The organism is Streptomyces sp. NPDC107546 (assembly GCF_055639175.1).
On sequence record NZ_JBVKBA010000020.1, the window covers coordinates 93,181 to 119,729 of the forward strand.

The following is a 26,549-nucleotide window of genomic DNA, read 5'->3' on the forward strand; positions in this document are numbered from 1 at the left end:
CGGCGTACCGCGTCGTGGCCCGGCGGTGTCCGCACCGCCGGGCCACACGTGTCAGCCCACCTTCCGCGGCGGCGCCGTGCTGGCCCGCACCACCAGCTCCGTGCCCAGCTCCACGCGCGGCGAGTCCGGCTGCTCGTCACGGGCCAGCCGCAGCACCGTACGCACGGCCAACTTGCCCATCTCGGCCAGCGGCTGGCGCACGGTGGTCAGCGGCGGAGCCGACCAGCGGACTTCCGGAAGGTCGTCGAAACCCACCACGCTCATGTCCTCCGGCACCCGCAGCCCGCGCCGCCGCAGCGCCTCGATCACGCCCAGCGCCATCTGGTCGCTCGCCGCGAAGATCGCGGTCGGCGACTCGGGCAGGTCAAGAAGGGCGTTGCAGCCGGTGAACCCGGACTCGTGGTAGAAGTCGCCGGGCACGATGAGGGACTCGTCCACGGCGATCCCGGCGCCCTCCAGCGCCGCGCGGTAGCCGTCCAGCCGGGCCCGCGAGCACAGCAGCCGGGGCGGGCCCGCGACCAGTCCGATGCGGCGGTGCCCGAGGCTCAGCAGATGCTCGGTGGCCGCCATGCCGCCCGACCAGTTGGCCGCGCCGATGGTGGGCGCGTCCAGGGCGGGGGAGCCGGCCGGGTCGACGACCACGATCGGCACGCCCAGGATGCGCAGCTCCTCGTGCAGGACCGGCTCGAGCACCGAGGTGACGAGGATGACCCCGTCGGAGGCCCGCGCCCGCAGGTTCTGCATCCACTCCCGGGCGTCGCCGGAGCGCCCGTGGATCGCCGACACCACCGTGCCCACCCCGGCGGCGTGGGCCACCTCCTCGACCCCCCGGATGATCTCCACGGCCCAGGGGCTGTCGAGGTCGTTGAAGACCAGGTCGAGCAGGGCGGCGCGGGTGCCGGCCGCCGATGCGCGCTTGCGGTAGCCGTGCCGGCGCAGCAGGTCCTCGACCCGGGCACGGGTCCCCGGGGCCACGTCGGAGCGGCCGTTGACGACACGGGACACGGTGGGCACCGAGACCCCCGCCTGCCGGGCGATCTCCGTGATCGTGACCTTGCCGCGCTCCTCGTGTGCCTCCTCCGCGTCGGCCTCGTGCGCTGCCACTTGCCCCACCTCCGTTGCTCCGGGACGCACTCTCGAAACTTTGCAGAAGTCTTCCGGAAAAACGGCGGTCGTGTGAAGCCGTGTGAGAGGGACGTCCTGCGCGCCCGAGCCTAGTCCTGGCCCGTTCGGTATCCCGGCCGAGGTCGCGTCGGGCTGCCGGTCCCCAGGAGCACCCTCGATCACCTCGAAGAAGAGCGCCGACTATCATCGGGTGCCTGACGAGGCAACGGCGCCGAGGACAGCAGACCCCCGGCCGAGCCCCCCTCCCTCGGCCTCACACAGAAAGCAGGACATGTCCGCCACGCCCGCTTGCCTCCTCACCGCCCCCGAGCTGCCGAGCGACCCCGTCGACATCCGGCTCGTCGTGACCGACATGGACGGCACGCTCCTCGACGGCAGCGGACGCATCCCCGACGGGCTGTGGCCCCTCCTCGCCGAGCTGCGGCGTCGCGGCGTGCTGTTCAGCCCCGCCAGCGGCCGCCAGTACGCCACGCTCGCCCGTCAGTTCGCCGACGCCGACGACGGCATGGTGTTCGTCGCCGAGAACGGCACGTATGTCGTCCGTGACGGCGTGGAGCTCAGCTCCGACCCCCTCGACCCCGCGGTGGCCGCCCGCGTCGTCGGGACCACACGGCGGCTCGCGGCCGACGGCGTGGATGTCGGAGCGGTCCTGTGCGGGAAGAACTCCGCCTACGTCGAGCGCACGGACGACGCCTTCATGGCCGAGGCGAGCAGGTACTACGCCCTGCTGAAGCCCGTCGACGACCTCACCACCGTGGAGGACGAGTTCCTCAAGGTGGCCCTCTTCGACTTCGGCTCCGTCGAGCGCACCACCGCCCCCGCCCTGGAGCCGATCACGGCCACCCACCAGGTCGTCGTCTCGGGCGAGCACTGGGTCGACATCATGAACCGCACCGCCAACAAGGGCGCCGCCCTGCGCAGGCTCCAGCGCGCCCTCGGCATCACACCCGCGCAGACGCTGGCGTTCGGCGACTACCTCAACGACCTGGAGATGCTCGACGCCGCGGAGTGGTCCTTCGCCATGACCAACGCGCACCCGGACGTGGTCCGCCGCGCCCGCCACCTCGCGCCCCCCAACACCGAGAACGGCGTTCTGCGCACCATCACCCGCCTGATGCACCTGCCCACCGGCTGACACTCAGAGGTCGTTCACCAGCACGGCCGCCCCGTCGAAGCGCCCGGCCTTCAGGTCGCCGAGCGCCCGCCGCGCCTCGGACAGCGGGTACGGGTGCGTGGTCGCCCGTACCCCGTACCTGGCGGCGAGGTCCAGGAACTCCCGGCCGTTCTTGCGTGTGTTCGAGGTGACACTGCGCAACTCCTTCTCGTAGAACAGCTCGCTCTCGTACCGCAGGGCCGGGACGTCGCTCAGATGGATGCCCGCGATCGCCAGCACCCCGCCCCGGTCCAGCGCCCGCAGCGCCACCGGGACGAGATCACCGGCCGGCGCGAACAGGATCGCCCCGTCCAACGGCTCCGGCGGCGCGTCGTAGGCACCGCCCGCCGACGCACACCCGAGCTCGAGCGCCAGCCTCCGCGAGGCCTCGTCCCGGGTCAGCACATGCACCGTGGCCCCCTGCGCCAGCGCCACCTGCGCACACAGGTGCGCGCTGCCGCCGAACCCGTACAGCCCGAGGCGCCCGCCCGACGGCAGGGACGTCCGCAGCAGCGCCCTGTAGCCGATGATGCCCGCGCACAGCAGCGGCGCCGAGGCCACGTCGTCCACCTCCTGCGGCAGCCGGTAGGCGAAGGCGGCCGGCACGGTGGTGTACTCCGCGTAGCCGCCGTCGGCGTCCCAGCCGGTGTATTCGGAGGCCGGGCAGAGGTTCTCGGCGCCGCGCACGCAGTACCGGCACGTGCCGTCCGTGCGGCGCAGCCACGCCACGCCCACCCGGTCGCCGCTCGCCCACCCGCTCACGCCCCCGCCGATCCCGGTGACCACGCCGACCACCTCGTGCCCGGGCGTCACCCGCGGCCGCCGCACCGGCAGGTCACCCTCGGCCACGTGCAGATCCGTACGGCACACACCGCACGCCCGCACGTGCACCAGCAGCTCACCGGAGCCCGGCACCGGGACCGGCCGCTCCACGCAAGCGAGCGGCTCCCGCTGGACGGGCCCCGGCCGGTCCACCACCCATGCGCGCATCACGTGCCCCGTCCCGTCCACGACTGCCTCCTTCCAGTGTCGCCATGCCGACGCTCCGGCGCGCGGCACGGCCTCCGTGCTCGGGGCGGCCCGAGCGTTGCAGCATCGGTCTGTGCCTTGCGGACAGCGCGGGTGCCCGGCCGTGCCCGGCCCGGGGCCCGGGCGGCGGCCGGGGCGTGGCATGATCAGGGGCATGCCTGAACGTGTTGTGGCCGCCTGCGACGGGGCTTCGAAGGGAAACCCGGGACCCGCCGGATGGGCCTGGGTCGTCGCCGACCTCGACGAGATCCCGAGCCGCTGGGAGGCCGGCCCGCTGGGCACCGCGACCAACAACGTCGCCGAACTCACCGCGCTGGAACGGCTGTTGAGCGCGGTGGACCCGGGCATCGCGCTGGAGATCCGCATGGACTCCCAGTACGCGATGAAGGCCGTCACCACCTGGCTGCCCGGCTGGAAGCGCAAGGGCTGGAAGACCGCCGCCGGCAAGCCCGTCGCCAACCAGGCACTGGTCGTCCGCATCGACGAGCTGCTCGCGGGCCGCGAGGTGGAGTTCCGCTACGTACCCGCCCACCAGGTCGGCGGCGACCGCCTCAACGACTTCGCGGACCGCGCCGCCAGCCAGGCGGCCACCGTGCAGAAGCCGGCGGGCAGCGCCTACGGCTCCCCGGAGCCGCCGCCGTCGCCCGAGCCGGCCGCCGCCGCCCCCGCCCGCCGTGGCGCGCCCGCGCGGAAGCGGACCACCACGCGCACGATCAAGGCGAAATTCCCGGGCCGCTGCGTCTGCGGCCGCCCGTACGCGGCGGGCGAGCCCATCGCCAAGAACGCCCAGGGCTGGGGTCACCCGGACTGCCGTACGGCCGACGACACCTGAGACGAGTTTCCGTGGTTCCCGGGCGCCCTCGCGCACTGAGCGGTACGTTCCTGAGCCATGAACGGGAACAGCCGTCTGCCGGATGAGCTGCGGGAGCTGATCGAGTCCGGCCCCATGGCGCATCTGAGCACCATCAACCCGGACGGGAGCCCTCAGGTGACCGTCATCTGGATCGGACTGGACGGCGACGACGTCGTCAGCGGCCATATGGCGCGGCAGGTGAAGCTGCGCAACATCGAGCGGGACCCGCGGGTCGTGCTGTCCTTCGACGCCCCGCGCGTGCCCGGGGTCTTCCTGAACCAGTACGCCGTACTGCGGGCGCGGGCCGCGGTGGAGTCGAGCGACGGCGCCTGGGACCTGCTCAACCGCCTCGCCAAGGTCTACATGGCCCCGGACGCCGAGTTCCCGGCACCCAGGGGACCCGGGTTCATCGTGCGCTACACGATCGAGCGCGTCGGCGGCGTCGGGCCCTGGGCGTCGTCCTCGCACTGAGAGGGCCGGGAATCCCTGTCACAACCCCGCGAGCCGGCTGTCCGCTGCCGAGGCCCCCGGCCGTCGGTCGGCGGCGAATGTCCGGGCCGGGCCGTCAGTCGGTGTCGAACGTGTAGTACGCCCTGTGGTCCAGCAGATCGGCCGGGCGCACGTCGTTCCACGGCCTCATCGGCTCCTCCAGGTCGACGACGTCCGGTGTGCCGCCCGTGGGAAGGTAGCCGGAGCCGGGGTGGCGGCGCTGCCACTGGGCCCACAGCTTGTCGACGTAGGCATGGTGCAACCAGAAGACCGGGTCGTTGGGGGAGACCCCGGTGGCCATCTGACCGCCCACCCACACATGGACGCGGTTGTGCAGGTTGACGCCCCGCCATCCTTCGAGATGGTTGCGGAAGCCGTCCGACGCGCTGTTCCAGGGCGCCGTGTCGTACGTGGACATCGCGAGCACGGAGTCGACCTCGGCCCGGGTCGGCAGGTCGCGTCCGCCACCGCCGAGCGAGCGCCGCAGATATGTGCGACCGTCCACGCGCACCGTGATCGTCCAGTTGCCGGTGGACGCGGCGAACGGCCCGTCCATCACCCGTCCGTCCAGGGGGCGCCCCGTGCCGCCGAGGAAGTCCGGTGCCCACAGCGAGGCGCGCGGCGAGCGGTCGGCGGTCCAGTCCCAGTACGGCAGGGCGACGGAGGAGTCGACGGACTGGAGCGCCCGCTCGAACTCGATCAGGAATCTGCGGTGCCAGGGCAGGAAGGACGGCGAGCGGTGCCCCGTCCGGGCCCCTGTGTCGGTGTCGCCCATGATGAAGGCGTTGTGGGTGGTGACGAAGGCGTCGTAGCGGCCGCTGCGCTTGAGTTCCACGAGCGCGGCGACCAGCCGCCGCTTCTCGTCGGCCGTGAGCGTCGCCTGGTTCTTGCGTACGGTCATGTGCGGGAGGCTCCGAAAGATATTGGGTGCGGGCGATCAGGTGAGGGGGACCAGCGGGGCGCCCCGCAGTTCGACCACGGCCGCGCGCGCGGCGGCACGCGGGCTCGGCACCGGGTCGTAGTGGCTGACCACGCTGATCCAGCTGCCGTCCGCGTTGCGCATCACGTGCAGCTCGACCCCGTCGATGAACACGCCGTATCCCGCACCGTGGTGGTGGCCGCCGACCAGCGGGCGACCCTGTATCCGGCGGCCCAGACAGACTTCGTCGAAGGCTTCCGGCGCGCCGTGGCCGTGGCTGTGTCCAGGGCTGTCGTCGTGGCTGTCGTCGTGGCTGTGGCCCGGGGCCGCGGCCGACGGGGTGGACAGGCCGGCGGTGGCGGCGACGGCGGCCCCTGCCGCGAGGGCGCGGCGGCGGGTGAGTCGGGGCATACGAATCCTCCGGGACGAAGGGGGTTGATGTGATGTGTCCTGCCTATCCGCCGACCGGTGAGCCCTGGAAATCGAGCGATGGTGGTTGGCTACGATCAGGACAATTGCCGCCTTGCCCTACAAAGTTGAACCAAGATGATCTTGCTGTCGCGGCTGATCGGGGGGCGTTGGAACAGGAAATTCCGCTTTCTCCAGGGGGTTTGGAAGTGGATCTTTCTCTCCTGACGGCCGTCTCGTGGCCCGGCTCACGCCTCATATGTGGCGCGAACCGCCTTCGTCGGCAGGGCTGTTGGGGGATCGGGCGACGTCACCAGCGTCAAAACCTTGGTGATTCCCTGGGTGAATCCTTGGGTGAATGGCCATTCACCCGCTATGGTGAATCGCCATTCACCGGGATTCCCCCTGTCGATCCACTGGAGTGCGCATGGCCCCCATAGCCGCCGGACCGGCCGGGCGGCCGGAAGCGCGCGACCGGCCGGCGGTTCCCGCGCTGGCCTTCGGCGGCATCCTCATGGCCGTCATGCAGACGGTCGTCGTCCCCCTGCTGCCCGACCTGCCCCGGCTCACCGGCGCCTCCGCGGGCGCCGTCTCCTGGATGGTCACCGCCACCCTGGTGTCCGGAGCAGTGCTCACCCCGGTGCTCGGGCGCGCCGGGGACATGTACGGCAAGCGACGGGTGCTGCTGACCGCACTGGCCCTGATGACGCTGGGCTCGGTGCTCTGCGCGCTCTCGTCCGACATCGGCGTGCTCATCACGGCGCGGGCGCTCCAGGGCGCGGCCGCCGCGGTCGTCCCGCTGTCGATCAGCATCCTGCGCGACGAGCTGCCGCCCGAGCGCACCGGATCCGCGGTCGCCCTCATGAGTTCCACCGTCGGCATCGGCGCGGCCCTCGGCCTGCCGCTGGCCGCGCTCGTCATCCAGTACGTGAACTGGCACGCCATGTTCTGGGTGACCACCGTCCTGGGCGCCGCCGGTCTCGCCCTCGCCCGGTGGGCGGTGCGCGAGTCGCCCGTCCGCGCCCCCGGACGCTTCGACGTCCTCGGCGCACTGGGCCTTGCCGCGGGGCTGGTCTGTCTGCTGCTGGCCGTGTCGCAGGGCGGCCATTGGGGATGGGGGAGCGCGCGGATCCTCGGCCTGTTCGCGGGCAGCGTGCTGGTCCTGGCTCTGTGGTGCCTGCAACAGCTGCGCGCCGAACGGCCCCTCGTCGACCTGCGGTTGGCCGCCCGCCCCCGCGTCGCCCTGCCGCACCTCACCGCCCTGCTGGTCGGCTTCGGCTTCTACGCCAACTCGCTGGTGACGGCACAGCTCGTCCAGGCGCCGAAGGCCACCGGCTACGGGCTCGGCCTGTCCGTCGTGGGCGGCGGTCTGTGTCTGCTGCCCGGCGGAGTGATCATGCTGCTGTTCTCCCCGGTGTCCGCCCGCATCTCGCAGGCCCGAGGCCCCCGGACCACCCTCGCCCTCGGCGCGGCCGTGCTCACCCTCGGATACGCCGTACGCATCGCGGACAGCCGCCACTTGTGGATGATCATCGTGGGCGCGTCGGTCGTGGCCACCGGCACGACCCTCGCCTACTCGGCGCTGCCCACCCTCATCCTGCGCGCCGTGCCGGCGGGGCAGACCGCCTCCGCGAACGGCGTCAACGTGCTGATGCGCACCATCGGCCAGGCCACCTGCAGCGCCTGTGTAGCCGCCGTTCTGGTTCACCACACCGCCCTGGTGGGGGGCGCCCCCGTCCCCACGCTGCACGGCTATCTGCTGGCGTTCGCGATGGCGGGTACGGTCGCCCTCGTGGCGTGTGCCACCGCCCTCGCCATCCCGGGGGACCGCACTCCGGGCGGCACCCCCGGGCGCAGGACGCCGTCGCCCGACACGGCGCTGGAAGGAGCCTGAGCACCGTGACCACGTCACCGGCCACCGCCCCCACCCGCCGCGACGCCGAGACGACCAAGGCCGCCATCCTGCGCGCCGCCCGTCATCTGCTCGCCCGGCACGCGCACGCGGACATCACGCTCAAGGCGGTCGCCGACCGGGCCGGGGTCAGCCCGCCGCTCATCCTGAAGTACTTCGGGAACAAGGACACCCTCTTCTCCCAGGTGATGTCCTTCGAGGCGGACTCCGCCGCCCTGCTGGACGCACCGCTCGAGGACCTCGGCCGGCACATGGTCCGCCATGTGCTGCTCAGCCAGACGCGACAGGGAGCCGACCCGCTCCTGCGCATCGTCTTCGCGCCCCTGCACGGCGAGCAGGGCGACATCCTGCGCGCCAACTTCCGCACCCAGGTCAGCGACCGCCTCGCCGCGCGTCTGAGCGGTCCCGACGCGGGCCTGCGCGCCGAACTCGCGGTGAGCGCCCTGCTGGGCCTCGGCGTGATGTTCGGCATTGCGCGCGGCACCCACCTGCGCGCAGCCGACCTCGACGACATCGCCGACCGATGGGCACCGGCCGTACAGGCACAGCTGAACCCTGACCCGGGGTGAACAGGACTGTTCCTTACAGCCGAGCTGATCCTAAAGCCGGACTCCAGTGCTGTGGCCGGAAAGGTTCACCGGCTCGCGACGCCCGGCACGGCACCTCGCCGCGTTGTCGCATCGCCCGAGTACATCCGGTACGCGGGCGACGCTCCGCTTTGCGATGCACCGCACCGGACGCCGCGAGCTTTCCGGCAAACCTTTCCGGCCACAGCACTAGCCCACCCCGGCCGGCCGGAACTGGATACTGATCCTGGGTCCGGTCGCCCGGCTGCTCTTCGGGATCGAGTGCTCCCACGTCCGCTGACAGGAGCCGCCCATCACGATCAGGTCCCCGTGCCCGAGCGGGCGCCGAACGGCCTGCCCGCCGCCGCGCGGTCGCAGTGCCAGATCACGCGGCACGCCCACGGACAGGATGGCGACCATGGTGTCCTCCCGTGCGCCGCGGCCGATGCGGTCCCCGTGCCAGGCGACGCTGTCCCGGCCGTCCCGGTAGTAGCAGAGACCGGCCGTCACGAAGGGTTCGCCGAGTTCTGTCGCGTAGTGCGCGGACAGGGCGTCGCGCGCCTCCTCCAGGACGGGGTGCGGCAGCGGGTCCCCGGCGTGGTAGAAGGCCAGCAGCCGCGGCACGTCCACCGTGTGGTCGTACATGTGCCGCCGCTCCGCGCGCCAGGGCACCTCCTCGGCCAGCTGTACGAACAGCGCGTCGGCCCCGCCGAGCCAGCCCGGCAGCACATCGATCCACGCCCCGGCGCCCAGATGAGTCCGCCGCAGCCCGTCGAGCGAGCCGAGCCGGATGTCGTCGGTCTGGTCGAACAGCGAGCCCTGGAGATGCGCGGCCATACAGGCAGCGTACTGCGCGATTCGAATGTATGTTCAATCGCGTCCCGGTGATGCGTGCACTGACCAGCAGGGGCCTCGCTCCCTTCGCGGAGCGGGGCCCCTTTTCGTCAGTGCTCCTTCTGCGGAGTCAGCTCACTGGGCCGTACGACGACGTACCCCTCGCCCTCCAGCTTCAGCTGCACCGCCTCACCCGAACCGCCGCGCAGCATCGAGCCGATGGACTGCGACCGGTGCAGCGAGGTGTGCAGCCGGGCCGTCCAGCCCACCACCGCGTCGGTGTCGACGAACACCGGCAGCTCGGGCGTGACGGGTATCACCAGCGGATTGCCCTCGCAGATCAGGCCGAGTCGGCCATGCCCGGTGAACAAGCTGTTGAACAGCCCGCCGCCGGCGATCCCGGCGCCCTTCACGGTCTTGATCTCGTACGACAGGCTCGCGTCGAAGCAGAGCACGTTGCGCCCGTTGACGGTGAACTCGTCACCCGGCTCGACGTCCACGGTGAAGCAGTTCTGCGCCTCGTGCGCGAACCACGCCTCGCCCTGCCCGCGCACGGACATCAGCGGCAGTCCCTCACCGGTGACCGCCCGCTTGAGCATTCCGCCGACGCCCTGGCCCTTGCGTTCGAACCTCAGGTCCCCGCGGTAGGCAACCATCGAGCCCTGCCGCGCGAACATCTCGCCGCCGACGACGTACCGGATGGACTTGGCGTTCTGTAGGGACATGCCCGGGGCGGCGGCGGGCTGCACCATGTGGTCACTGGAAAAGAGATCACCCTTCATGCGGGCATCCTGTCCCGGACGGCTCCGCTCCGCCAAGATCACGGCTGTTCTGAAACCGCAACAACTCATGGTTCTTCATGAGTAGTTCGGTTCGGACGGGTCGCGTCCTCACCACTTCTTTACATGTCTCAGTCACCGTCGAAGCATGATCACAGCAATACGTGTACCGGCAGCCGTGCTCGCCGCCTCCCTGCTGCCGGCCGGGTGCCAGTCGGGCGGCGGGGCGGCACAGACGCGCGCGGCCATCGCCGCCGACGGGGCCAAGGGCCCGCCCGCACCCGCGTCCTCGCCCGCGGCGCCACCGGACGCGCCCGAGGAACTGCCCGGCCCCGGCACCCGGCCGCCGTACGACCACTCCCACGGCTTCACCGCCCTCGGCACCGGCTTTGAGGGCGAGTCGCTCGCCGGCGCCTTCGACTACGTGGTGGCCATCAACTACAACCGCAAGCCGGGCACGTCACCGCGTGACTGGACCCGCCCGCTCGGGGGGAGCCGGGGCGGGCATCGGCCGTGTGTGCCGGGTGCTGCGCCGCGACGACGACACCCGGTATAGATGCTCACCGCCCGCTCCACCGAGAACGACGTCCTGCTCGGCCTGGAGCTCGGCACGGACGCGGGGTTCTGGGCGACGCCACGCCGCTCGGCGCCGGCTTCTCCCGTTCGACCGGTGATCGGCGGCGAAGCGGGGAACGATGTCCCGGGAGTCTCGATGCGGGAGGACGGGAACGAATGACGGTGCTCGGTGTCGACATCGGAACGTCCAGCGGCAAAGGCGTGCTGGTCGGCGACGACGGAACGGTTCTCCGCACGGCCACGCGCCCGCACACGGTCAGCCGCCCCACCCCCGGCCACGTCGAGATGGACGCCCGGGTCTGGTGGGACGAGTTCGTATCGCTCGCGCACGAACTGCTAGCCCCCGGCACCGACGTGGACGCGGTCGGCGTCAGCGGAATGGGCCCCTGCGTCGCCCTCGCCGACGAGACGGACACCCCGCTGCACCCGGCGATCCTCTACGGCGTCGACACCCGCGCCACCGCCCAGATCGCCCGTCTCGACGCCGAGTTGGGCCGCGACGCGGTCCTGCGGCGCTGCGGATCCCTGCTGTCCACCCAGGCGGTGGGACCCAAGATCGCCTGGCTCGGGGAGCACCGCCCCGACGTCGCCGCCCGCGCCCGGCGGCTGTACATGCCCAGCTCCTACCTGGTCAACCGGCTCACCGGCCGGTACGTCCTCGACCACCACTCGGCGAGCCAGTCCGTGCCGCTGTACGACTCCACCGCCCAGGTCTGGTACCGGCCCTGGGCGCGCCGTATCGCACCGGACCTCGAGCTGCCGCCCCTGTACTGGCCCGGTGACATCGCCGGCCACGTCACCGCCGACGCGGCCGCGATCACCGGGCTCCCCGCCGGCATCCCGGTCGTCACGGGGACGATCGACGCCTGGTCGGAGGCGCTGAGCGTCGGCGCCCAGCACACCGGCGACCTGATGCTCATGTATGGCAGCACCATGTTCCTCATCAACACCGTGTCGGAGCGGCTGCTCGTGCCCGAACTGTGGAGCACCGTCGGCGCGTTGCCGGGGACGCGCAGCCTCGCGGGCGGTATGGCCACCTCGGGGGTGATCACCGACTGGCTGCGGGACCTGCTCGGCGAGGGCGATGCGGACGCGCTGCTCGCCGAGGCGGAGGCCTCCGGGGCCGGCGCCAGGGGCCTTCTGATGCTGCCCTACTTCGCGGGGGAGCGGACCCCGGTCGCCGACCCGGACGCCCGGGGAGTGATCGCCGGACTGACCGTGGAGCACACCCGCGGCGACCTCTACCGCGCCGCGCTGGAGGCCACCGCGTTCGGCGTACGGCACAACGTGGAGGCGATGCGCGCGGCCGGTGCCGACATCCGCCGGGTCGTCGCCGTCGGCGGAGGCACCCGCGGAGGCCTGTGGACCCGTATCGTCTCCGATGTCACCGGCCTCGAACAGGAGATCAGGACCGTCACGCTCGGCGCCAGCTACGGCGCCGCGTTCCTGGCGGCGAGCGCGATCGGGGAGACCGACATCGACGACTGGAACCCGGTGCGCGAGCGCGTCACCCCCGACGCCCGCCCGCGGTCCCGCTACGACGACCTCTACGACCTGTATCTGCGGCTGTACCCGGCGACCCGTGACATCGGGCATGCGCTCGCCCGTCACCAGCGCGAGACCGCGAAGGCCCCGCCGGCGTGAGGTCCGCCGCGCCGAGGCGGCACGGCGGACGCCCTTCAGAGCCGGGTCAGCCCTTGATCTCGGTCCAGGCCTGCACCCACTTCGTGTACGGCACGCACTTGACGTCCGTACGTCCGTCGAGGCACTGCTCGATGGGCGTCGTCCAGAACGCGATGTCCTTCCAGTAGCTCTCGTCGGTGGCGTGGAAGGTGTCGCAGAAGGCCGGGTCGCTGGTCTGGTCGCAGGACTTGATGTTGGCGGGCGCCTCGCCGTAGTACTCGGCGACCTCCGCGTTGACCTTCGGGGAGATGATCCAGTTCATCCATTTGTAGGCGCAGTTGGGGTGCTTCGCCTTGGACGAGAGCATCCACGTGTCGGACCACCCCGTGGCGCCCTCCTGCGGCAGTACGGCCTTCACCTCGGCGCCCTCGCTCTGGGCGAGGTTGGCGATGACCTGCCAGGTGGTGCCGATGACGGAGTCGCCGCTCTTGAAGGCGGCGATCTCCTTCAGATAGTCGCTCCAGTACTCGCCCACGTTGGCGTGCTGCCGCTTCAGCAGGTCGACGGCCGCCTCGAACTGCTTCTGGTCGAGCGCGTAGGGGTTCTCGATACCCAGTCCCGGCTGGGTGTCGTGCAGGTACAGGGCTGCGTCCGCGATGTAGATCGGGGAGTCGTACGCGGTGAGGTGACCCTTGTACTTGGCCGCGTCGTCGAAGACCGCGGACCAGGAGACGGGGGCGGGCGAGACCTCCTTGGTGTTGTACATCAGCAGGTTGGCGCCGCGGCCGTGGGGGATGCCGTACGCCGTGCCGTCGACGGAGTTCCAGTTCTGGTTCTTCAGCCCGAAGAAGACGTCCTTGTAGTTGGGCACCAGGTCCGTGTTCACCGGGGCCGCCTCTCCGGAGGCGATGAGCCTGAGGGAGGCGTCGCCCGAAGCGGAGACGGCGTCATAGGCGCCGGTCTTCATCAGTTTGACCATCTCGTCCGAGCTGGCCGCCACTTTGTTGTGAACCTGGCATCCTGTCTGCTTTTCGAAGGGAGTGACCCAGTCCGCCTTCGGGTCCGAGGATCCGTCCTCGACATAGCCCGCCCAGGAGATCAGGTTCACCTGCCCCTCCGTCCGGCCCAGTTCCGACTGTGCCTTCAGGTCCGGCGGGTTGAAGCCGGCCGAGGAGGACGCGCTCGACTCGGCGAACAGTCCGCAGGCGCTGACGAGCAGAAGGGAGCAGGCGGCGGCCGTCGTTTTGAGGGATCTGTTCAGTCGCAAGGAAGTCTCCACGGGTGTGGGGGAGTGGGGGGAATCGGGGGTGAAAATGTGACGGTGGGTGACAGTGGCTGCGCGGGCGTACAGGATGCGACGCGGATGAGCGGCATGGCGGTCGGGCCGCGCACCGTGCCCGCATGGGGGTGGCGCGATGACAGGAGCGGCTCCGGTCACCACGGGGTGCGGTGGCGAACGGGCGATGCTCCAGGCCGCGGGCGGGTTGGTGACCCTGCCCGGGGTTCGCCCGCAGGCCGGGGTGGCGCCTTCGGGCGACGGCGTGGCCAATACCTTACGGAGCGTTGCCGTCCGGTTCAACTTCTGCAGGCGGCAAAGGAGTTGACGCTGAGTCAAGATGCGTGAGGCGAACGGGGCGTATACGGTCGCGGTCATGTCCGACTCCCTGAAGCAGCCCGGCTCCTCGCCCTGCCTCGTCCCGCCCCCCGCCCCGACGGGTCCGAGCGCTGCCGCGAGTGTGGGCAGCAGCCGTACGGGCGCGGCGACCGCACTCCTCGATCCGGTCACGGACACGGGTGTCGCGGCTCGGGTGCGCGGCACCCTGGAGGCCGTCTTCGACACCGTCGCCCAGGTCCGTGCCGACACCACGGCGCTGCTGACCCGTATCGGCGCCCGGGGCCGCCGCCCGGCGACCGACGACCTCGCGGCGCTGCGCCCCGGGCTGCATCTCCACCTCGCCCGGCAGGAGCTGGTCTCCGGCGTCGGCTTCATCGCGGCACCCGGTCTGCTCACCGACGTTCCGGCCTGGCTGGAGTGGTGGCAGACCCGCGCCGACGGCTCGGTACACCCGCTGCTGCTCGATCTGGACCCGCGGCAGTCGGCGTACTCCGACTACACGCACTGGGACTGGTTCGCCCTGCCCCGTGACACCGGCTGCCGCGCGGTCGCCGGGCCCTACGTCGACTACCTCTGCTCCGACGAGTACAGCCTGACCCTGTCCGCACCGGTCCACGTCGAGGGCCGCTTCGTGGGGGTCGCCGCCGCCGACGTGTATCTGCGGCACTTCGAGGCGGCCGTGATGCCCCTGCTGCGACGACTGCCCGCACCGGCCCACCTGGTCAACGCCCGCGGCCGGGTGGCGGCTTCGGCCGACCCGGCCCACCTGGTCGGCTCGCTCACCAAGGGCCCCGACTTCGGCGCCCTCCTCGCCGACGCGCGACCGGGCCGCCACCAGGGGCTGCGCCTGGTCCCGTGCGACGACATCCCGCTCGTCCTCGTGGTGGCGGAGGGCTGACGGGGTCGCCGCCCGGCACGTCAGCCGTTGGCCAGCGCCTCCTCAGCCGCCGCCGCGACCGCTGCGGCCGCGAACGCGGGCGAGTCCAGCTCCCACTGCTGCCAGTACAACGGCGCGTCCGCCGGCCGGTCCTCGGCCAGGTGCACCAGCCGCCCCGCGCGCAGCAGCGGCCCGGCCTGCTGCACGGGCACCATGCCCCACCCCATTCCGGCCGCGACGGCGTCCACGAAACCCTCCGACGTCGGGACGAGGTGCCGCCGCCCGCGCGCACCACCGGACGGCCGCAGCTCCCGTAGGAACCGGTCCTGGAAGTCGTCGTACCGGTCGAAGGGGACGACCGGCGCCCCGCCGAGCACGTCCCGCAGCGGTACCTCGGGCCAGCCCGCCAGCCACCGCCGGACGAATCCGGGGCTCGCCATGGCCATGTACCGCATCCGCCCCAGGCTCCGCACACCGCACCCCGCGACCGGGTCCGGCGACGACGTGACCGCGGCCATCACCTGCCCCTGGCGCAGCAGGGCGGCCGTACGGGCCTCGTCCTCGCGGCGCAGTTCGAACCCGATGTCCAGTTCCTCGGCCACACGGGTGAGCGCCGGCAGGAACCGGGTCGCCAGCGAGTCCGCGTTCACCACGATCGACAGGCGCGTCGTCTCCCCGGCGCCGGTCATGCCCAGCGCGGTGCGGGCGTCCCCCTCCAGCTGGGCGAGCTGGCGTGCGAACCGCACGACGACCTCGCCGGACTCGGTGGGCCGCACCGGTTCGGTCCTGGTCGGCAATACCCGCGCGGTGCGCTGCTTCAGCGCCTTGACCCGCTGACTGACCGCCGAGGGCGTCACATGCAGGACACGGGCGGCGGCGTCGAAGGTGCCCTCGTCCACCACCGCGAGCAGCGTCCGCAGCGCGGCCGGCCACGGCGCGCGGCTCGATCGCGGCCGGCCACGGCGCGCTGCGCTGCGTTGGACCTTCGGCCTCGGCGCGGCTCTGGCCGGCCTGTGCTGGTTCGCCTCGCTCGGCTTCGGCGCCCGGCTGCTCGCCCGCTTCCTGTCCCGCCCGTCCTCCTGGCGGGTCCTGGACGGCCTGGTGGCGGCGACGATGATCACGACGGGCGGCATGCTCGTGGCCGGCGCCTGAGGCGCGGCCATTGCCCACCCGCCGACGCCGCAGGAGCGACCCGGGTGTCCGTCCGCCGGAAGGATCGGTGATAGTGAACCCGGAATTGAAACGTGTACGAGGCAAGGAAGTCCGTGGACACGAGCGAGAGCACGACCGACAACGGAGCGGCCCCGGAGGAGGGCCCGCAACCGGCACAGGCCAGGGCTCGCGGCTGGCGACGCTGGGCGATGGACACCCGCCCGCTGCGCCGCCCCGCCTACCGCCGGCTGTGGTCCTCGACGATCGTCACGGCGGTCGGCAGCCAGCTCACCGCGGTCGCCGTGCCCAAGCAGATCTACGACATCACGGGCTCGTCGGCGTGGGTGGGGTACGCGAGCCTCGCCGGCCTGCTGCCGCTCGCGCTCTTCGCGCTGTGGGGCGGCGCGATCGCCGACAGCATGGACCGCCGCAGGCTGATGCTGATCACCAACTCCGGCCTCGCCGTCACCTCCGTGCTCTTCTGGGTGCAGGCCGTCACCGGCCTGGAGTCGGTTGTCGTCCTGATGGTGCTGCTCGCCCTCCAGCAGGCCTTCTTCGGCCTCAACTCCCCGGCCCGCAACGCCTCCATCGCCCGTCTCGTCCCGGCGGACGAACTCCCCGCGGCCAACGCCCTCGGCTCCACCGTCATGCAGACCGGCCTGGTGGCCGGACCCCTCCTGGCCGGCGCCCTGATCCCCGTCATCGGCCTGTCCGAGCTGTACCTGATCGACGCCCTCGCCCTGTGCGTCACGGTGTGGGCGGTCGTCCGGCTCCCCGCCCTGCCGCCCCAGGCGGCCTCGGCGAACAGCCGGGCGGGCTGGCAGGCGATCGCCGAGGGCTTCCGCTACATCTCCCTCCACAAGGTGCTGCTGCTGTCCTTCCTCGCCGACATCATCGCCATGGTCCTCGGCATGCCACGCGCCCTGTTCCCGCAGCTCGCCGCGCAGACGTTCGCGCCCTACGGGGAAGGCCTCGCGCTCGGCCTGCTGTTCGCGGCCATCCCGATCGGAGCGGTGCTCGGCGGCCTGCTGTCCGGCACGTTCTCCCGCGCCCGCCGCCACGGCCTCATGGTGATCGCCGCGGTGATCGGCTGGGGCGCGGCCATCACCGGCCTCGGCCTGACCACGAACCTCTGGGTGGCCGTCGCGTTCCTGGCGCTCGCCGGCGTGGCCGACATGGTCTCGATGGTCTTCCGCGGCGCGATCCTGCTGTCGGCGGCCACCGACGAGATGCGCGGCCGGATGCAGGGCGTGTTCACGGTCGTCGTGGCGGGCGGACCGCGCCTCGCCGACGCCCTCCACGGCACGGCCGGCTCGGTCCTCGGCGCTCGCGCCGCCATCGCGGGCGGCGGGCTGCTGGTCATCGCGGCGACCCTGGTCCTGGCAATGGCGACGCCCGCACTGCGCACATACCGGATCTGAATCCGCAATCCGCGCCCAATACACGTCACCCGGTAATTGCACAGAGATCGATTTACGGATTGACCAGGAATTACTGCAGGCGCGCATTCCATCCGACCGGGGTATCGTCGACATATGAATACGGTGAGCTTTGCAATACAGGCTGCTGCTCGCGATGATCGTGTTGCTTCCCAGTGGACGCTCAGCGTGTTCTTCATCCTCGTGGGCGTGATCGTCGCCGGCGCGCTGATCTGGGCAGTGCGGCTCGGCATGGCCGTACGCGACCGGGAACCCGCACCGCCCCGCCCCGAGGAGCATCCACACCTGCCCGACGGCGGGCCGGTCCTGGAGGAGCGCGAGGTCCGGGAGCCAGAGGAGATGCCGCTCGCGGGACAGGAGAGCGAGCGGCTCATGCCCTACCAGCTCCACCACGCGGCGTCCAGGCGGTGCGGCGACCAGCACCGCAGGCGCTGGCTGCCGGGTTCCAGCGGAGGCTTCGGCAGCGGCGGCCCCGGTCACGTGTGAGCCGGCCGCCGGCCATCTCACCGCAGGTCCTGTCAGGGCAGGTCGGCCGCCGCGTCCTCCGGCGCCAGGTCCGGGCGCAGCCGCAGCCATGAGGGCTGTCTGAGCAGCCCCGACCGGGTGCGCGTGCTGTAGCGGACCTCGCCGACGAGTCTCGGCAGGACCCAGCGGGCCCCCGCCACCCGCGGATCCCGCTCGAACGGACATCGCGAGGTCTTCACCGCCTCCAGCAGCCGGGCGAGTTCGGCCCGCTCGCCCTCGCTCCAGCCGGTGCCCACCCGCCCCACGTAGCGCAGCCGCCCGGCCTCGGCCCGCTGCCCCACCAGCAGCGCCCCGGGCAGTCCCCGCAGCCGTCCCTGGCCGGGCAGCCAACCTCCGACGATCACATCGACGGCTCGCGCATTGCGGATCTTGATCCAGGAACGCGATCGCACCCCCGGCTCGTAGACCGAGTCGAGCCGCTTGCACACCAGCCCCTCCAGACCAGCCTCCCGGGTCGCCTCCAGCGCCCGCGCCCCGTGGCCGACGATCGCGCCCGGCGTCGACCAGTACGCACCGGTGAGCGCCAGCCCCTCCAGCAGCTGACGCCGCCGGGCGTAGGGAAGCGCGAGAAGGCGCTCGCCGCGCAGGAACATGACGTCGAACAGCACCAGGTGCACCGGGATCTGCGCCGCGCGGCGCGCCGCCAGCGCGGGGGAGTGGGCGAGGCCCATCCGGGACTGCAACCGCTGGAAGTCACCGCGCCCCCGCTCGTCGAGCGCCACCACCTCGCCGTCCAGCACGGCGGTCGTGGCGCCCAGGACACCGCCCAGCGGCCGCAGTTCGGGGTACGCGCCGGTGATCACCTCGCCCGAGCGTGCCCGGAGCTCCAGGCTGCCGTCGCCGGGCAGATAGACCACCACCCGCTGGCCGTCCTGTTTGGTCTCGTACGCCCACTGCGTGTCCTGCCCGGCGGGCGGCAGCGTGCCGGGACAGGCGAGCATGGGGGCGATCAGCGGCAGTCTCACGGGTCAGTTGTGGACACCGCCGCACACCCCCACGCGTCCCGGTCATGCGATTTCCCCCGAACGGGGCCCCGCTGTTCGGATCGGGTCGGCTGTGAGGACCCTAGCGCTGTGGCCGGAAAGGTTCACCGGCTCGCGACGCCCGGTGCGGTGCATCGCAAGGCGGAGCGTCGCCCGCGTACCGGATGTACTCGGGCGATGCGACAACGCGGCGAGGTGCCGTGCCGGGCGTCGCGAGCTTTCCGGCAAACCTTTCCGGCCACAGCACTAGGGCCGCCGGAAGATCGTGATGGAGTGACCGACGTCGTCGATCGCCCTGCCGCCGCGGATCAGCTGCCTCAGCCGGGCATCGGCCTTGGCGATCGACGTGTCGGAGACGACGAGCAGCCCGTGCACCCGGTTCGCGGGCACCTTCAGCGGGTCGCGCCCGTGGATGCCGTACCAGGAGGGCACACCGCTGCCCTTGTAGACGAGCCAGACGCTCTTCTCGCCCGGGTACCGCTCGCGCAGCCGGTCCGCCAGCCGTCCGAGGTCCTGTCCCCAGTCGACGTTCGAGTCGTGCAGCCTGAGATACGTCTTCGCCGGTCCGCCGAACGCCTCGTTCGAGTACGGCAGGTAGTACGGGTACGTCCGCACCGAACTGACCGCCACGAATGCGGCCAGGGCCGCCGTCACCGCATACACCCACCGCCGCCGCAGCGCGAGCACACAGGCCGCCGCGACGGCCAGGAACACCGGAACGAAGATCGCGTAACGCACCCCCAGGTCGCGTGAGCCCTGCATGGCCGCGGCCAGCAGCACCCCCGGCACCAGCAGCACATACGGGACGGCCGGGCGCAGCCGGGGCACCACCGCCATGGCCACCGACCCGCCGAGCCACAGCGCGAGCATGCCGAGCGGCGTCTTCACCAGCAGCGCGGCCGGCAGGTAGTACCAGCGGTTCCCGGTGTAGAGCCGACCGAACAGATAGCCGCGCCACTGCGCGCTCTCGAACCCCAACTGGATCCGCATCCCGTCGCGGTACGGCTCCGGGAACGGCAACGCGTGGACGAACAGGGCGCCCGGACCGTGCACCGCGGGCGTGTGCGCGGGTGTCGTCCACCGCAGCCGGGGATCGACGACGAGATAGACGGCCCACACGACGGCGACGAGGACCAGTGCGACCCCGACGGCCGCCGCCCCGGCACGCGCCGCACGTCGCGGCCGCGGCACGCCGGCGCCCTGTGCCTGCCAGTACGACCACCCGGCCAGCGCCAGCAGCACCGGCACCGCGGGCAGCGTGCTCATCTTCGTGGCCACGGCCGCCCCGGTCGCCACCCCGGCGAGCGGCAGATGAGGCAGCGGCCGCTGCCGCGCCCGCCACACCATCCAGGCCGCCGTCACCACGAACCCCGCCGCGGGCACGTCCAGGGTCGCCAGGGAGCCGTTCGCGATCAGGTCGGGCGAGAACGCGTACAGGGTCAGCGCCACCAACCCGCCGACCGGCCCGGTCAGTTCGCGGGCGAAGCCGAACACCACCAGCCCGAACAGCAGCGTCACCACCAGCACCGGCAGCCGGGCCCAGACCATCACCCGCCACGGGTCGTTGCCCGACGCGTACAGCAGCCGCCGCCCCAACTCTCCCTGATCGCCCTGGAAACCCGGCTCGAGGTGCGGGTGCGCGAAGACCGTGCCGGTCGCGATGATCAGTTTGCCGAGGGGCGGGTGCTCGGGGTTGAAACGCAGACTGTGCTCCCGCACGTACACGACGGCCGTGCCGACGTACACGGGCTCGTCGATGGTCGGCGTCTGCCGCACCGCTGTGGTGGCCATGGCGAACGCCATCTGGGCCAGCAGCGCGCACACCGCGAGCACGAGCAGCGGCCGCCGGTGCCGCCGCAGCGCCGCACGGCGCCCCGGGACTCCGTCGTCCGCCTTGAAGGCGGTGCCGGCCGGTTCCGGGGGCCCGCCGCCGTCGGACGTGGCGGGCGGCTGCTGGTGAGTCATCGTCCGCGCCCCCGGGTCGTGCGTCGCGTCCGAGCCGTCCGTGCCCCTGCATGCTGCCATGACCATTGCTACGTCGGCACGGCGCGACCTTGCTCAATCGCACGCCTGTCCGTGATCGGTAGGACACGGATGCGCGTACGCCACCCGGGCCGACCGTGCGGATGACGGGGGCGGTCGGCTCCCTCGCCGTGCATGCCCGGGGCTGGAGCGGCCAGCGGCCGATGCCCTTGCAGCAATGGACTGTCATCGCCCCGGCGGCGTGTGGCGCGGTGTGTCTCCGCGTTGACCCACGTTACGGTCGGCCGAAATCCCGCCGGAGCGGTGTGGCCGGTCAGGGGCGGGCGTACTCCTTGCGGACGGCGGCGGCGAGTTGGGCGAGGGCGTCCTCGGCGCGGGTGCGGTCGGCGGCGTCGAGCACCGCCAGAGCGTCCGCCGCGGCCTCCCGGACGAGCCGGGGCACCTCGTCGAGCGCGGCCATCCGATAGGCGAGGGTGCGCCGTGCGGCCCGCTCCTCGTGGGTGACCCCGAGGGGGCCCGTACGAGGGAAGACCGCGGCCTCGTACGCGGCGACGTGCACCAGCACCCCGTGCGCGATCCCTTCCGCGTAGCCGCGCATTCCCGCGCGCCGCCGGGCCGCGGCGAAGTGCGCCAGCGCACGCCGGCGGAAGGCCAGGGCACCGAGTGCGCCCGCCGCGCCCGCCGCGCCCGCGCACCCCGCGGCCACGAGGGCGACCCGCGCGCCACCGAGGAGGGCGCCGATGAGGGCACCGCTCGCGGTGGTCAGACAGACCAGCCCGGTCACGAGCAGCAGAAGGGCGCGGGCGGGCGTGATCGGGGCCATGACGTGCAGTGTGCCAGCGGTGCGAGGGGCCGGTGCCCGGCGTGTCGTGCACGTGATGTGCGACACGTGCGCGATCGCCTTTCCCGCGGCCCTGAAGCGATTCATGCTGGGCACGGCTTGATCGGTGATCTAGCCGGGCAAATCCATCAGCCGTCCGATCTTGCTTGCATTTGACACTTTGTTGCGTACGCGGATAGGAACATGGCCGGAAGTGGAGAGGTGGACCGTGCACGAGCCCCATGTGATCGGCGACTGGCAGGAATGCGGGGACGAGCATGCCGGTCTGCGTGTCCGTGTCCACGGGCTGGAAAAGGCGGAGCCGCCGCGTGGGCGTGACGATTCCGCCGAAGGCCTCACCTATTTCCGCTTCCGGGTGACCGTGGAAAACCGGTCGGCGGAACCGGTCGGCATCCACCTGGAAGACGGTCAACTCGACGTGAGGACCGGCCCCGACGGCGAGAGCGCATTTCTCGACTGGCGCAACTCGCACTTCATCGAGGGCTTCGACCTCTATCCGCTGCGCCGTGCGACCGCCGTCCTGTACGCCGCCGCCCCGGAATCCGCTCTGAGCCTCGTGGACATCCAGGTCCAGCTGAAGGCGGACGACGAATGGACGGACCGGTATCTGTGGTCCGCCGACATGACCGTCCCGGACGGCTCGCAGGGCACGGCCACCCGCGCCGACGGCATCTCCGAGACCCTGGCCGGCCAGATCAGCACGTTCCTGCGCGAGCAGGCGGAGCGCGGCCAGCACTGAGCGGCGGAGGTTCCGGTGCCTGTGGGGCCACAGCACTAGCTTCGGACGGCGCGCGCCAGCCACGGCGTGAGCGAGGTACTCAGGATCAGCTCCTTGTACGTCTCGGCCCCGGGCAGCGGCACGATCAGCCACTGACCGGGCGGGAACAAACGCCCCGTCACATAGGCCGGACCGCCGTAGACGGACCGCAGGAACGCCGGGACCACGTCCCGGGGGAGATCCTCGAAATCAACGTCGTCGACAGTGATCTGCGCGTCGTCGTCGGGGAAGAGCCGGACTGTGACGGCCGGTGAGCCTCCCAGCTCGACGAACGCCTCGTGCGGCAGCGAACCGTCCGGATCGAGAACCGCGAACGCCCCCGCCGAGGCGCGGCGCGATGTCTGGTCCGCGCCGATGTCGTGGGTGACGGTCATCGCCAGGCCGTACTCCCGCGCGATCTCACCTATCGCCGTGACGGCCGACTCGGTGGTCGGCAGATGCGGATGCGTCATAGCCCGTCACACTATCGGGCCGTGCCGCCGTGCCACTCGGCGAAGGCGGACGGCGCTCAGGCGAGGAAGTCGAGGACCAGTCGGTCGATCTCCTGCGCATGGGCGAGAGGCAGCGTGTGATGGGTCGCTGTGGGCAGCACATGGATCCGCGCGTGCGGCGCTCGTTCCCGTACGCGCTCACCGATCGTGCGGGTGTCGTGCGCGCGGCTGCGGGCTGCCAGCACCACCAGCAGGGGCACTGCGGAGCGGCGCAGGAGTTCGGGGCCGGGCGGGCGAGGGTCGACGATCTTCGGGACGTACCCGGCCGTGCCGCGAGCGCTGACTTCCAGCCACCCCTCGTCCAACGTCGTCCCACCCGTCTCCCACTCCAGAAATCCGCGCGCCGCCCGCTCGCCGGGTTTCAGGAACAGCGGCGCGGCCCGCAACAGGTACTGCGCCCGGTATCCGCCGAAGCAGCGCGTGGGATCCAGCAGTACAGCCCCGCTCACCCGCTGCGGCGCGTGCAGGGCGTAGGTGAGGGACAGCCAGGCCCCGTAGGAGTGCCCGCAGAACGCCGCCCGCTCGACCCCCAGCTCACCCAGCACCTCGTCCAGCCATGCCATCAGATCGCCCTTGCCGCGCACCACGCGACCGTCCGCGATGCTGCGCCCGGCCTGGCCGATGGTGTCCACCGCGTGGATCCGGTACCGGGCGCTGAGCCTGTCGACATCGGCGAGCCAGACCGTCGACGTGGCGCCTCCGCCGGGCAGCAGGACCAGCGCCGGTGCGTCGTGCGGGCCACACGAGTTCACCCGCGTCGTCCCATACGTGGTCGGCACGTCGACGGACTCGACCGGCACCGGCCAGCGCCGCAGCACGGCGTCGTACGCCGCCAGAAAGCGCTCCTCGGCTTCCGAACTGCGGAAACGCGGCGCAGCGGACATGGGGCCTCCCCCGGTCGCAACGACATTCGAAACTACCTCACTGAACGATATACTCACTGACTGAGATATCTACCCACGGAAAGGCGCCACGTGGACCACCGGGACCCGCGTCTGCAACTGGTGCACCTGCTGCGCGGCATCACCGTCGAACTCGACCTGCTCGGCGCCGAGTTCGCGACGCGGAACAGCTTGCATCCGACCGATCTGCGCGCACTGATCCACCTGCTCGACTTCGACCGGACGGGGACCGACGCCACGCCCGGTCGGCTGGGTGCGCAGCTGGGGCTGAATTCCTCGGCCGTCACGGCCGTCGTCGACCGGCTGGAGCGGCGGGGCCTGGTCGACCGCGGACACGACCCGCGCGACCGGCGCCGGGTCCTCCTCACCGTCACCGGCCAGGCGACCGACCTCGGCTGGTCCTTCTTCGGTCCGCTGATCAGCCGGCTGGTCGCGATGCAAGAGGAGTTCGACGAGAAGGAACTGGACGCCGTCCGCCGCTTCCTGCAGACGGCGCAGTCCGTCCTGATGGCGGCGCGTCAGGAGAAGTGACCTAGATCTGTGGCCGGAAAGGTTCACCGGCTCGCGACGCCCGGCACCTCGCCGCGTTGTCGCATCGCCCGAGTGCATCCGGTACGCGGGCGACGCTCCGCCTTGCGATGCACCGCACCGGACGCCGCTAACTTTCCGGCAAACCTTTCCGGCCACAGCACTAGTCGCCGCGATGCCGCCAATACCACACCGCACCGGCCACCAGGGCGCACAGGAAGACCAACGGCACGACCAGACCGGGGATGCGGGCCGGGCTCATCGTTGTGCCAGGTGAACGGACGGATGGTGCGGGGGCGTTGCCATGGCTTGATCGTGCCTCTGTTTGGCGTGCGGGGCCATGGTCCGGACAGCTGGAATTGTGTACGAGCGGGTCCCCCGGGCTCACGGCGGCCCCGGGGGCGGCTCACTCGCGGTAGACGGTGAGCACGGCCCCGTTGATCTCGATGCGCTGCGGCGTGGGGCCCTCACCGCGGCGCAGCAGGGCGAGGCACTGGTCGAAGAGGGCCAGTTCCTCCTCGCTCAGCACGGCCGCCGCGAGATCGAGGAGTTCCCCGATGGCCGCGTCGGTGAGGTCGGCCGGCAGTTCGCCGGAGAGCAGGACCACGGATTCTCCCGTCGGTCCCTTGACGATGGCGGTGGTGGGGCCGCCGTGTACGAAGAGCAAGGTTCCCCCCAGAAGGACCCGGGGCGTGCGGCTCACGGGGCCCCAGGCAGGAGGAGAGACTAGCGGCGGATCATGCGCGTTCGGGCGGAAGTGACGTCTTCTGGTGCAAGTGACCGGTGGGGCGGGAGTCCGCTCGCCGTACCCCCGCTCGCGCGGTCGCGCTCAGGACGCGTCCGAGGACCGGCCGAGCAGTGACTCGACGAGGGCCGCGACATGGCGGCGGTCCTCGGCCGACAGTCGCTGCACGCTCGCGATGAGCACGTCCACCTCGGGGTCTGCGGAGGCCTCGGACGCGGGCACCGGTTCGGCGGCGGGGGCGTAGAGGTGGATGCCGCAGGCCTCGGCGGCTGCCCGGCGGATCGTGTCCAACGGCAGACCCAGACCCTGGGCCAGCCCCTCGAGGGTGGCCGGCTGCGGCATCCGGGCCATGTGATCGGTCGTGGCGAGGTGGTGCACCGTCGAGCGGGGGATGCCTCCGCGGCGGGCGACGTCGCCGTACGACCAGCGCTCACTGTCCAGCCGGTCGCGGATGATCTGCTGCAGTGCGTTGGCCACCGATGGTCACTTCCTGCTCGCCGCCGGGCGGAACTCTTCCGCGTCGGATCATTCTAGGGGCGACTTGGGTGTGTGACGGAAGGTGTTCTCCCGTACCGCTTGCGTCACACCCGCCTCGGCCCCTAGTGTCCAATCTCGTTGGACAGACCGTCCGACGGAGTTGGACGCGATCCGGGGGGACCTGACCGTGTCCGACGGCATCGCATTCCGAACCCCGAGGGGGAATCGACCATGATGGATCCGCGTGAGCTGGATGCCGAGTCCGCCGAGCTGCTGCCGGGCCGCGAGGCCCTGGGCCGGCTGAAGTTCAGCTTCGGCAAGACGGTGAACGTCACCAAGCACGTCGCCAACGTCTCCGCGCACAACGAGTCGGCCGCGCTCAACGACCACTCGTCGTGGTCGGTGGCGGACTCCGGCGCCGCCCAGTCCATCAACATCACCCAGTGATCCGGTGCCGCACGGCCCGGCGCCCCGGCACCGTGCGGCACCCGGTACCGCCGCGGCGACACCTCACCACACCTCCGCTCGCCACGGCGGTACCACCACCGGGCGGCAATACCTGACGATTTGTCACTCGCCGTCGGCCGGGCGGCGATCCGCGTCCGCCCGGCCCCACCACGCCGTACAACGAACGTCTTTGAGAGAGGACACGCCATGAGCATGAACGCTCACGAGCTGGACGCCGAGACCGCGGAGCTGCTGCCGGGCCGCGAGGCCCTGGGCCGGCTGAAGTTCAGCTTCGGCAAGACGGTGAACGTCACCAAGCACGTCGCCAACGTCTCCGCGCAGAACCAGTCGGCCGCGCTCAACGACCACTCCTCGTGGTCGGTCGCCGAGTCCCAGGCCACGCAGTCCATCACCATCCACCAGTAACCCCCGCACCACGAGGGCACGTTCAGCGGGCCGCGCCGGGGGCAGGCGCGGTCCGCACCCGGGGGGAGGAAAGG

Annotated in this window: 29 protein-coding genes and 2 pseudogenes; 16 read left to right on the forward strand and 15 right to left on the reverse strand. The window is 71.7% G+C overall.

Annotated features, from left to right (window positions below):
• Positions 1-51: 51 nt before the first annotated feature.
• On the reverse strand, positions 52-1,104 hold the full coding sequence (locus ACZ7L1_RS26605) for a LacI family DNA-binding transcriptional regulator (protein ID WP_471440530.1): 1,053 nt from the start codon (positions 1,102-1,104) through the stop codon (positions 52-54).
• A gap of 292 nt (positions 1,105-1,396) precedes the next feature.
• Here ACZ7L1_RS26605 and ACZ7L1_RS26610 point away from each other — a divergent pair, with 292 nt between their 5' ends.
• On the forward strand, positions 1,397-2,260 hold the full coding sequence (locus ACZ7L1_RS26610; protein WP_471440531.1) for a Cof-type HAD-IIB family hydrolase: 864 nt from the start codon (positions 1,397-1,399) through the stop codon (positions 2,258-2,260).
• 3 nt (positions 2,261-2,263) lie between these two features.
• Here ACZ7L1_RS26610 and ACZ7L1_RS26615 read toward each other — a convergent pair whose 3' ends face one another.
• Complete coding sequence (locus ACZ7L1_RS26615) at positions 2,264-3,268, reverse strand: zinc-binding alcohol dehydrogenase family protein (RefSeq protein ID WP_471440577.1); 1,005 nt, start codon at positions 3,266-3,268, stop codon at positions 2,264-2,266.
• A gap of 181 nt (positions 3,269-3,449) precedes the next feature.
• On the opposite strand from ACZ7L1_RS26615, the gene ACZ7L1_RS26620 reads away from it, so the two are divergent.
• Complete coding sequence (locus ACZ7L1_RS26620; protein ID WP_471440532.1) at positions 3,450-4,139, forward strand: ribonuclease H family protein; 690 nt, start codon at positions 3,450-3,452, stop codon at positions 4,137-4,139.
• A 57-nt stretch (positions 4,140-4,196) separates the two neighbouring features.
• Complete coding sequence (locus ACZ7L1_RS26625; RefSeq protein WP_471440533.1) at positions 4,197-4,631, forward strand: PPOX class F420-dependent oxidoreductase; 435 nt, start codon at positions 4,197-4,199, stop codon at positions 4,629-4,631.
• Between the two features lie 94 nt (positions 4,632-4,725).
• Here ACZ7L1_RS26625 and melC2 read toward each other — a convergent pair whose 3' ends face one another.
• Both melC2 and melC1 read right to left on the reverse strand, forming a co-directional pair.
• Positions 4,726-5,550: a tyrosinase MelC2 gene (melC2, locus tag ACZ7L1_RS26630; protein ID WP_471440534.1), complete on the reverse strand. Its 825-nt coding sequence runs from the start codon at positions 5,548-5,550 to the stop codon at positions 4,726-4,728.
• A gap of 36 nt (positions 5,551-5,586) precedes the next feature.
• Complete coding sequence (gene melC1, locus ACZ7L1_RS26635; protein WP_471440535.1) at positions 5,587-5,979, reverse strand: apotyrosinase chaperone MelC1; 393 nt, start codon at positions 5,977-5,979, stop codon at positions 5,587-5,589.
• A 424-nt stretch (positions 5,980-6,403) separates the two neighbouring features.
• On the opposite strand from melC1, the gene ACZ7L1_RS26640 reads away from it, so the two are divergent.
• Together ACZ7L1_RS26640 and ACZ7L1_RS26645 are read left to right on the forward strand one after the other, a co-directional pair.
• A complete protein-coding gene (locus ACZ7L1_RS26640; RefSeq protein WP_471440536.1) occupies positions 6,404-7,870 on the forward strand; it encodes an MFS transporter in 1,467 nt (488 codons plus the stop codon).
• Complete coding sequence (locus tag ACZ7L1_RS26645) at positions 7,867-8,457, forward strand: TetR/AcrR family transcriptional regulator (protein WP_471440578.1); 591 nt, start codon at positions 7,867-7,869, stop codon at positions 8,455-8,457. Before ACZ7L1_RS26640 ends, ACZ7L1_RS26645 begins: the two co-directional genes overlap by 4 nt.
• A gap of 207 nt (positions 8,458-8,664) precedes the next feature.
• Here the strand turns inward: ACZ7L1_RS26645 and ACZ7L1_RS26650 are convergent, their stop codons facing one another.
• Together ACZ7L1_RS26650 and ACZ7L1_RS26655 are read right to left on the reverse strand one after the other, a co-directional pair.
• Positions 8,665-9,291, reverse strand: coding sequence for an alpha-ketoglutarate-dependent dioxygenase AlkB (locus ACZ7L1_RS26650; RefSeq protein ID WP_471440537.1), 627 nt, complete (start codon positions 9,289-9,291; stop codon positions 8,665-8,667).
• 107 nt (positions 9,292-9,398) lie between these two features.
• Entirely contained in the window at positions 9,399-10,070 is a 672-nt protein-coding gene (locus ACZ7L1_RS26655) for an AIM24 family protein (RefSeq protein ID WP_471440538.1), read from the reverse strand.
• A 319-nt stretch (positions 10,071-10,389) separates the two neighbouring features.
• On the opposite strand from ACZ7L1_RS26655, the pseudogene ACZ7L1_RS26660 reads away from it, so the two are divergent.
• The 3 genes and pseudogenes from ACZ7L1_RS26660 to ACZ7L1_RS26670 form a co-directional block, all read left to right on the forward strand.
• A pseudogene (locus tag ACZ7L1_RS26660) lies at positions 10,390-10,572 on the forward strand (hypothetical protein); the annotation flags it as partial.
• Between the two features lie 51 nt (positions 10,573-10,623).
• Positions 10,624-10,803 (forward strand): hypothetical protein, encoded by a 180-nt coding sequence (locus ACZ7L1_RS26665; protein ID WP_471440539.1) that lies wholly within the window; start codon positions 10,624-10,626, stop codon positions 10,801-10,803.
• Positions 10,800-12,287, forward strand: coding sequence for an FGGY-family carbohydrate kinase (locus tag ACZ7L1_RS26670; RefSeq protein ID WP_471440540.1), 1,488 nt, complete (start codon positions 10,800-10,802; stop codon positions 12,285-12,287). Before ACZ7L1_RS26665 ends, ACZ7L1_RS26670 begins: the two co-directional genes overlap by 4 nt.
• Positions 12,288-12,333: 46 nt before the next feature.
• Here ACZ7L1_RS26670 and ACZ7L1_RS26675 read toward each other — a convergent pair whose 3' ends face one another.
• A complete protein-coding gene (locus ACZ7L1_RS26675) occupies positions 12,334-13,533 on the reverse strand; it encodes an ABC transporter substrate-binding protein (protein WP_471440541.1) in 1,200 nt (399 codons plus the stop codon).
• Positions 13,534-13,918: 385 nt separating this feature from the next.
• On the opposite strand from ACZ7L1_RS26675, the gene ACZ7L1_RS26680 reads away from it, so the two are divergent.
• Positions 13,919-14,779: a PDC sensor domain-containing protein gene (locus ACZ7L1_RS26680; RefSeq protein WP_471440542.1), complete on the forward strand. Its 861-nt coding sequence runs from the start codon at positions 13,919-13,921 to the stop codon at positions 14,777-14,779.
• 20 nt (positions 14,780-14,799) lie between these two features.
• Here the strand turns inward: ACZ7L1_RS26680 and ACZ7L1_RS26685 are convergent, their stop codons facing one another.
• A complete protein-coding gene (locus tag ACZ7L1_RS26685; protein WP_471440543.1) occupies positions 14,800-15,660 on the reverse strand; it encodes a LysR family transcriptional regulator ArgP in 861 nt (286 codons plus the stop codon).
• A 61-nt stretch (positions 15,661-15,721) separates the two neighbouring features.
• On the opposite strand from ACZ7L1_RS26685, the pseudogene ACZ7L1_RS26690 reads away from it, so the two are divergent.
• The 3 genes and pseudogenes from ACZ7L1_RS26690 to ACZ7L1_RS26700 all read left to right on the forward strand — a co-directional run.
• Positions 15,722-15,910 (forward strand): annotated as a pseudogene (locus ACZ7L1_RS26690) (LysE family transporter); the annotation flags it as partial.
• Between the two features lie 113 nt (positions 15,911-16,023).
• A complete protein-coding gene (locus ACZ7L1_RS26695; protein WP_471440544.1) occupies positions 16,024-17,331 on the forward strand; it encodes an MFS transporter in 1,308 nt (435 codons plus the stop codon).
• Between the two features lie 114 nt (positions 17,332-17,445).
• Entirely contained in the window at positions 17,446-17,835 is a 390-nt protein-coding gene (locus tag ACZ7L1_RS26700) for a DUF6479 family protein (RefSeq protein ID WP_471440545.1), read from the forward strand.
• A 32-nt stretch (positions 17,836-17,867) separates the two neighbouring features.
• On the opposite strand, the gene ACZ7L1_RS26705 is transcribed toward ACZ7L1_RS26700, so the two are convergent.
• The 3 genes from ACZ7L1_RS26705 to ACZ7L1_RS26715 form a co-directional block, all read right to left on the reverse strand.
• The gene (locus tag ACZ7L1_RS26705) at positions 17,868-18,839 is read right to left on the reverse strand and encodes an ATP-dependent DNA ligase (RefSeq protein ID WP_471440546.1); all 972 of its coding nucleotides are present in this window, start codon (positions 18,837-18,839) and stop codon (positions 17,868-17,870) included.
• A gap of 264 nt (positions 18,840-19,103) precedes the next feature.
• Positions 19,104-20,822: a phospholipid carrier-dependent glycosyltransferase gene (locus tag ACZ7L1_RS26710; protein ID WP_471440579.1), complete on the reverse strand. Its 1,719-nt coding sequence runs from the start codon at positions 20,820-20,822 to the stop codon at positions 19,104-19,106.
• 331 nt (positions 20,823-21,153) lie between these two features.
• Positions 21,154-21,663 carry a hypothetical protein gene (locus tag ACZ7L1_RS26715; RefSeq protein ID WP_471440547.1) on the reverse strand — a complete coding sequence of 170 codons (510 nt, stop codon included), beginning with the start codon at positions 21,661-21,663 and terminating at the stop codon, positions 21,154-21,156.
• A 226-nt stretch (positions 21,664-21,889) separates the two neighbouring features.
• Here ACZ7L1_RS26715 and ACZ7L1_RS26720 point away from each other — a divergent pair, with 226 nt between their 5' ends.
• On the forward strand, positions 21,890-22,420 hold the full coding sequence (locus tag ACZ7L1_RS26720; protein ID WP_471440548.1) for a hypothetical protein: 531 nt from the start codon (positions 21,890-21,892) through the stop codon (positions 22,418-22,420).
• Between the two features lie 35 nt (positions 22,421-22,455).
• Here ACZ7L1_RS26720 and ACZ7L1_RS26725 read toward each other — a convergent pair whose 3' ends face one another.
• Complete coding sequence (locus tag ACZ7L1_RS26725) at positions 22,456-22,911, reverse strand: hypothetical protein (RefSeq protein WP_471440549.1); 456 nt, start codon at positions 22,909-22,911, stop codon at positions 22,456-22,458.
• A gap of 56 nt (positions 22,912-22,967) precedes the next feature.
• Positions 22,968-23,834: an alpha/beta fold hydrolase gene (locus tag ACZ7L1_RS26730; protein ID WP_471440550.1), complete on the reverse strand. Its 867-nt coding sequence runs from the start codon at positions 23,832-23,834 to the stop codon at positions 22,968-22,970.
• Positions 23,835-23,924: 90 nt separating this feature from the next.
• On the opposite strand from ACZ7L1_RS26730, the gene ACZ7L1_RS26735 reads away from it, so the two are divergent.
• Entirely contained in the window at positions 23,925-24,383 is a 459-nt protein-coding gene (locus tag ACZ7L1_RS26735) for a MarR family winged helix-turn-helix transcriptional regulator (protein WP_471440551.1), read from the forward strand.
• A gap of 403 nt (positions 24,384-24,786) precedes the next feature.
• On the opposite strand, the gene ACZ7L1_RS26740 is transcribed toward ACZ7L1_RS26735, so the two are convergent.
• A complete protein-coding gene (locus tag ACZ7L1_RS26740; RefSeq protein WP_388996910.1) occupies positions 24,787-25,047 on the reverse strand; it encodes a hypothetical protein in 261 nt (86 codons plus the stop codon).
• 162 nt (positions 25,048-25,209) lie between these two features.
• A complete protein-coding gene (locus ACZ7L1_RS26745) occupies positions 25,210-25,602 on the reverse strand; it encodes a helix-turn-helix domain-containing protein (RefSeq protein ID WP_471440552.1) in 393 nt (130 codons plus the stop codon).
• Positions 25,603-25,833: 231 nt separating this feature from the next.
• On the opposite strand from ACZ7L1_RS26745, the gene ACZ7L1_RS26750 reads away from it, so the two are divergent.
• Both ACZ7L1_RS26750 and ACZ7L1_RS26755 read left to right on the forward strand, forming a co-directional pair.
• Positions 25,834-26,049 (forward strand): hypothetical protein, encoded by a 216-nt coding sequence (locus tag ACZ7L1_RS26750; RefSeq protein WP_200422987.1) that lies wholly within the window; start codon positions 25,834-25,836, stop codon positions 26,047-26,049.
• Positions 26,050-26,256: 207 nt separating this feature from the next.
• Positions 26,257-26,475 (forward strand): hypothetical protein, encoded by a 219-nt coding sequence (locus tag ACZ7L1_RS26755; RefSeq protein ID WP_471440553.1) that lies wholly within the window; start codon positions 26,257-26,259, stop codon positions 26,473-26,475.
• Positions 26,476-26,549: the final 74 nt, after the last annotated feature.

Bases quoted from the DNA above. Each gene is read 5' to 3' on its own strand.
- ACZ7L1_RS26610 (WP_471440531.1), top strand. From the start codon at position 1,397: ATGTCCGCCACGCCCGCTTGCCTCCTCACCGCCCCCGAGCTGCCGAGC.
- ACZ7L1_RS26615 (WP_471440577.1), bottom strand. From the start codon at position 3,268: ATGCGCGCATGGGTGGTGGACCGGCCGGGGCCCGTCCAGCGGGAGCCG.
- ACZ7L1_RS26620 (WP_471440532.1), top strand. From the start codon at position 3,450: ATGATCAGGGGCATGCCTGAACGTGTTGTGGCCGCCTGCGACGGGGCT.
- ACZ7L1_RS26625 (WP_471440533.1), top strand. From the start codon at position 4,197: ATGAACGGGAACAGCCGTCTGCCGGATGAGCTGCGGGAGCTGATCGAG.
- melC2 (WP_471440534.1), bottom strand. From the start codon at position 5,550: ATGACCGTACGCAAGAACCAGGCGACGCTCACGGCCGACGAGAAGCGG.
- melC1 (WP_471440535.1), bottom strand. From the start codon at position 5,979: ATGCCCCGACTCACCCGCCGCCGCGCCCTCGCGGCAGGGGCCGCCGTC.
- ACZ7L1_RS26640 (WP_471440536.1), top strand. From the start codon at position 6,404: ATGGCCCCCATAGCCGCCGGACCGGCCGGGCGGCCGGAAGCGCGCGAC.
- ACZ7L1_RS26650 (WP_471440537.1), bottom strand. From the start codon at position 9,291: ATGGCCGCGCATCTCCAGGGCTCGCTGTTCGACCAGACCGACGACATC.
- ACZ7L1_RS26655 (WP_471440538.1), bottom strand. From the start codon at position 10,070: ATGAAGGGTGATCTCTTTTCCAGTGACCACATGGTGCAGCCCGCCGCC.
- ACZ7L1_RS26665 (WP_471440539.1), top strand. From the start codon at position 10,624: ATGCTCACCGCCCGCTCCACCGAGAACGACGTCCTGCTCGGCCTGGAG.
- ACZ7L1_RS26670 (WP_471440540.1), top strand. From the start codon at position 10,800: ATGACGGTGCTCGGTGTCGACATCGGAACGTCCAGCGGCAAAGGCGTG.
- ACZ7L1_RS26680 (WP_471440542.1), top strand. From the start codon at position 13,919: ATGTCCGACTCCCTGAAGCAGCCCGGCTCCTCGCCCTGCCTCGTCCCG.
- ACZ7L1_RS26700 (WP_471440545.1), top strand. From the start codon at position 17,446: ATGAATACGGTGAGCTTTGCAATACAGGCTGCTGCTCGCGATGATCGT.
- ACZ7L1_RS26710 (WP_471440579.1), bottom strand. From the start codon at position 20,822: ATGACTCACCAGCAGCCGCCCGCCACGTCCGACGGCGGCGGGCCCCCG.
- ACZ7L1_RS26715 (WP_471440547.1), bottom strand. From the start codon at position 21,663: ATGGCCCCGATCACGCCCGCCCGCGCCCTTCTGCTGCTCGTGACCGGG.
- ACZ7L1_RS26725 (WP_471440549.1), bottom strand. From the start codon at position 22,911: ATGACGCATCCGCATCTGCCGACCACCGAGTCGGCCGTCACGGCGATA.
- ACZ7L1_RS26730 (WP_471440550.1), bottom strand. From the start codon at position 23,834: ATGTCCGCTGCGCCGCGTTTCCGCAGTTCGGAAGCCGAGGAGCGCTTT.
- ACZ7L1_RS26750 (WP_200422987.1), top strand. From the start codon at position 25,834: ATGATGGATCCGCGTGAGCTGGATGCCGAGTCCGCCGAGCTGCTGCCG.
- ACZ7L1_RS26755 (WP_471440553.1), top strand. From the start codon at position 26,257: ATGAGCATGAACGCTCACGAGCTGGACGCCGAGACCGCGGAGCTGCTG.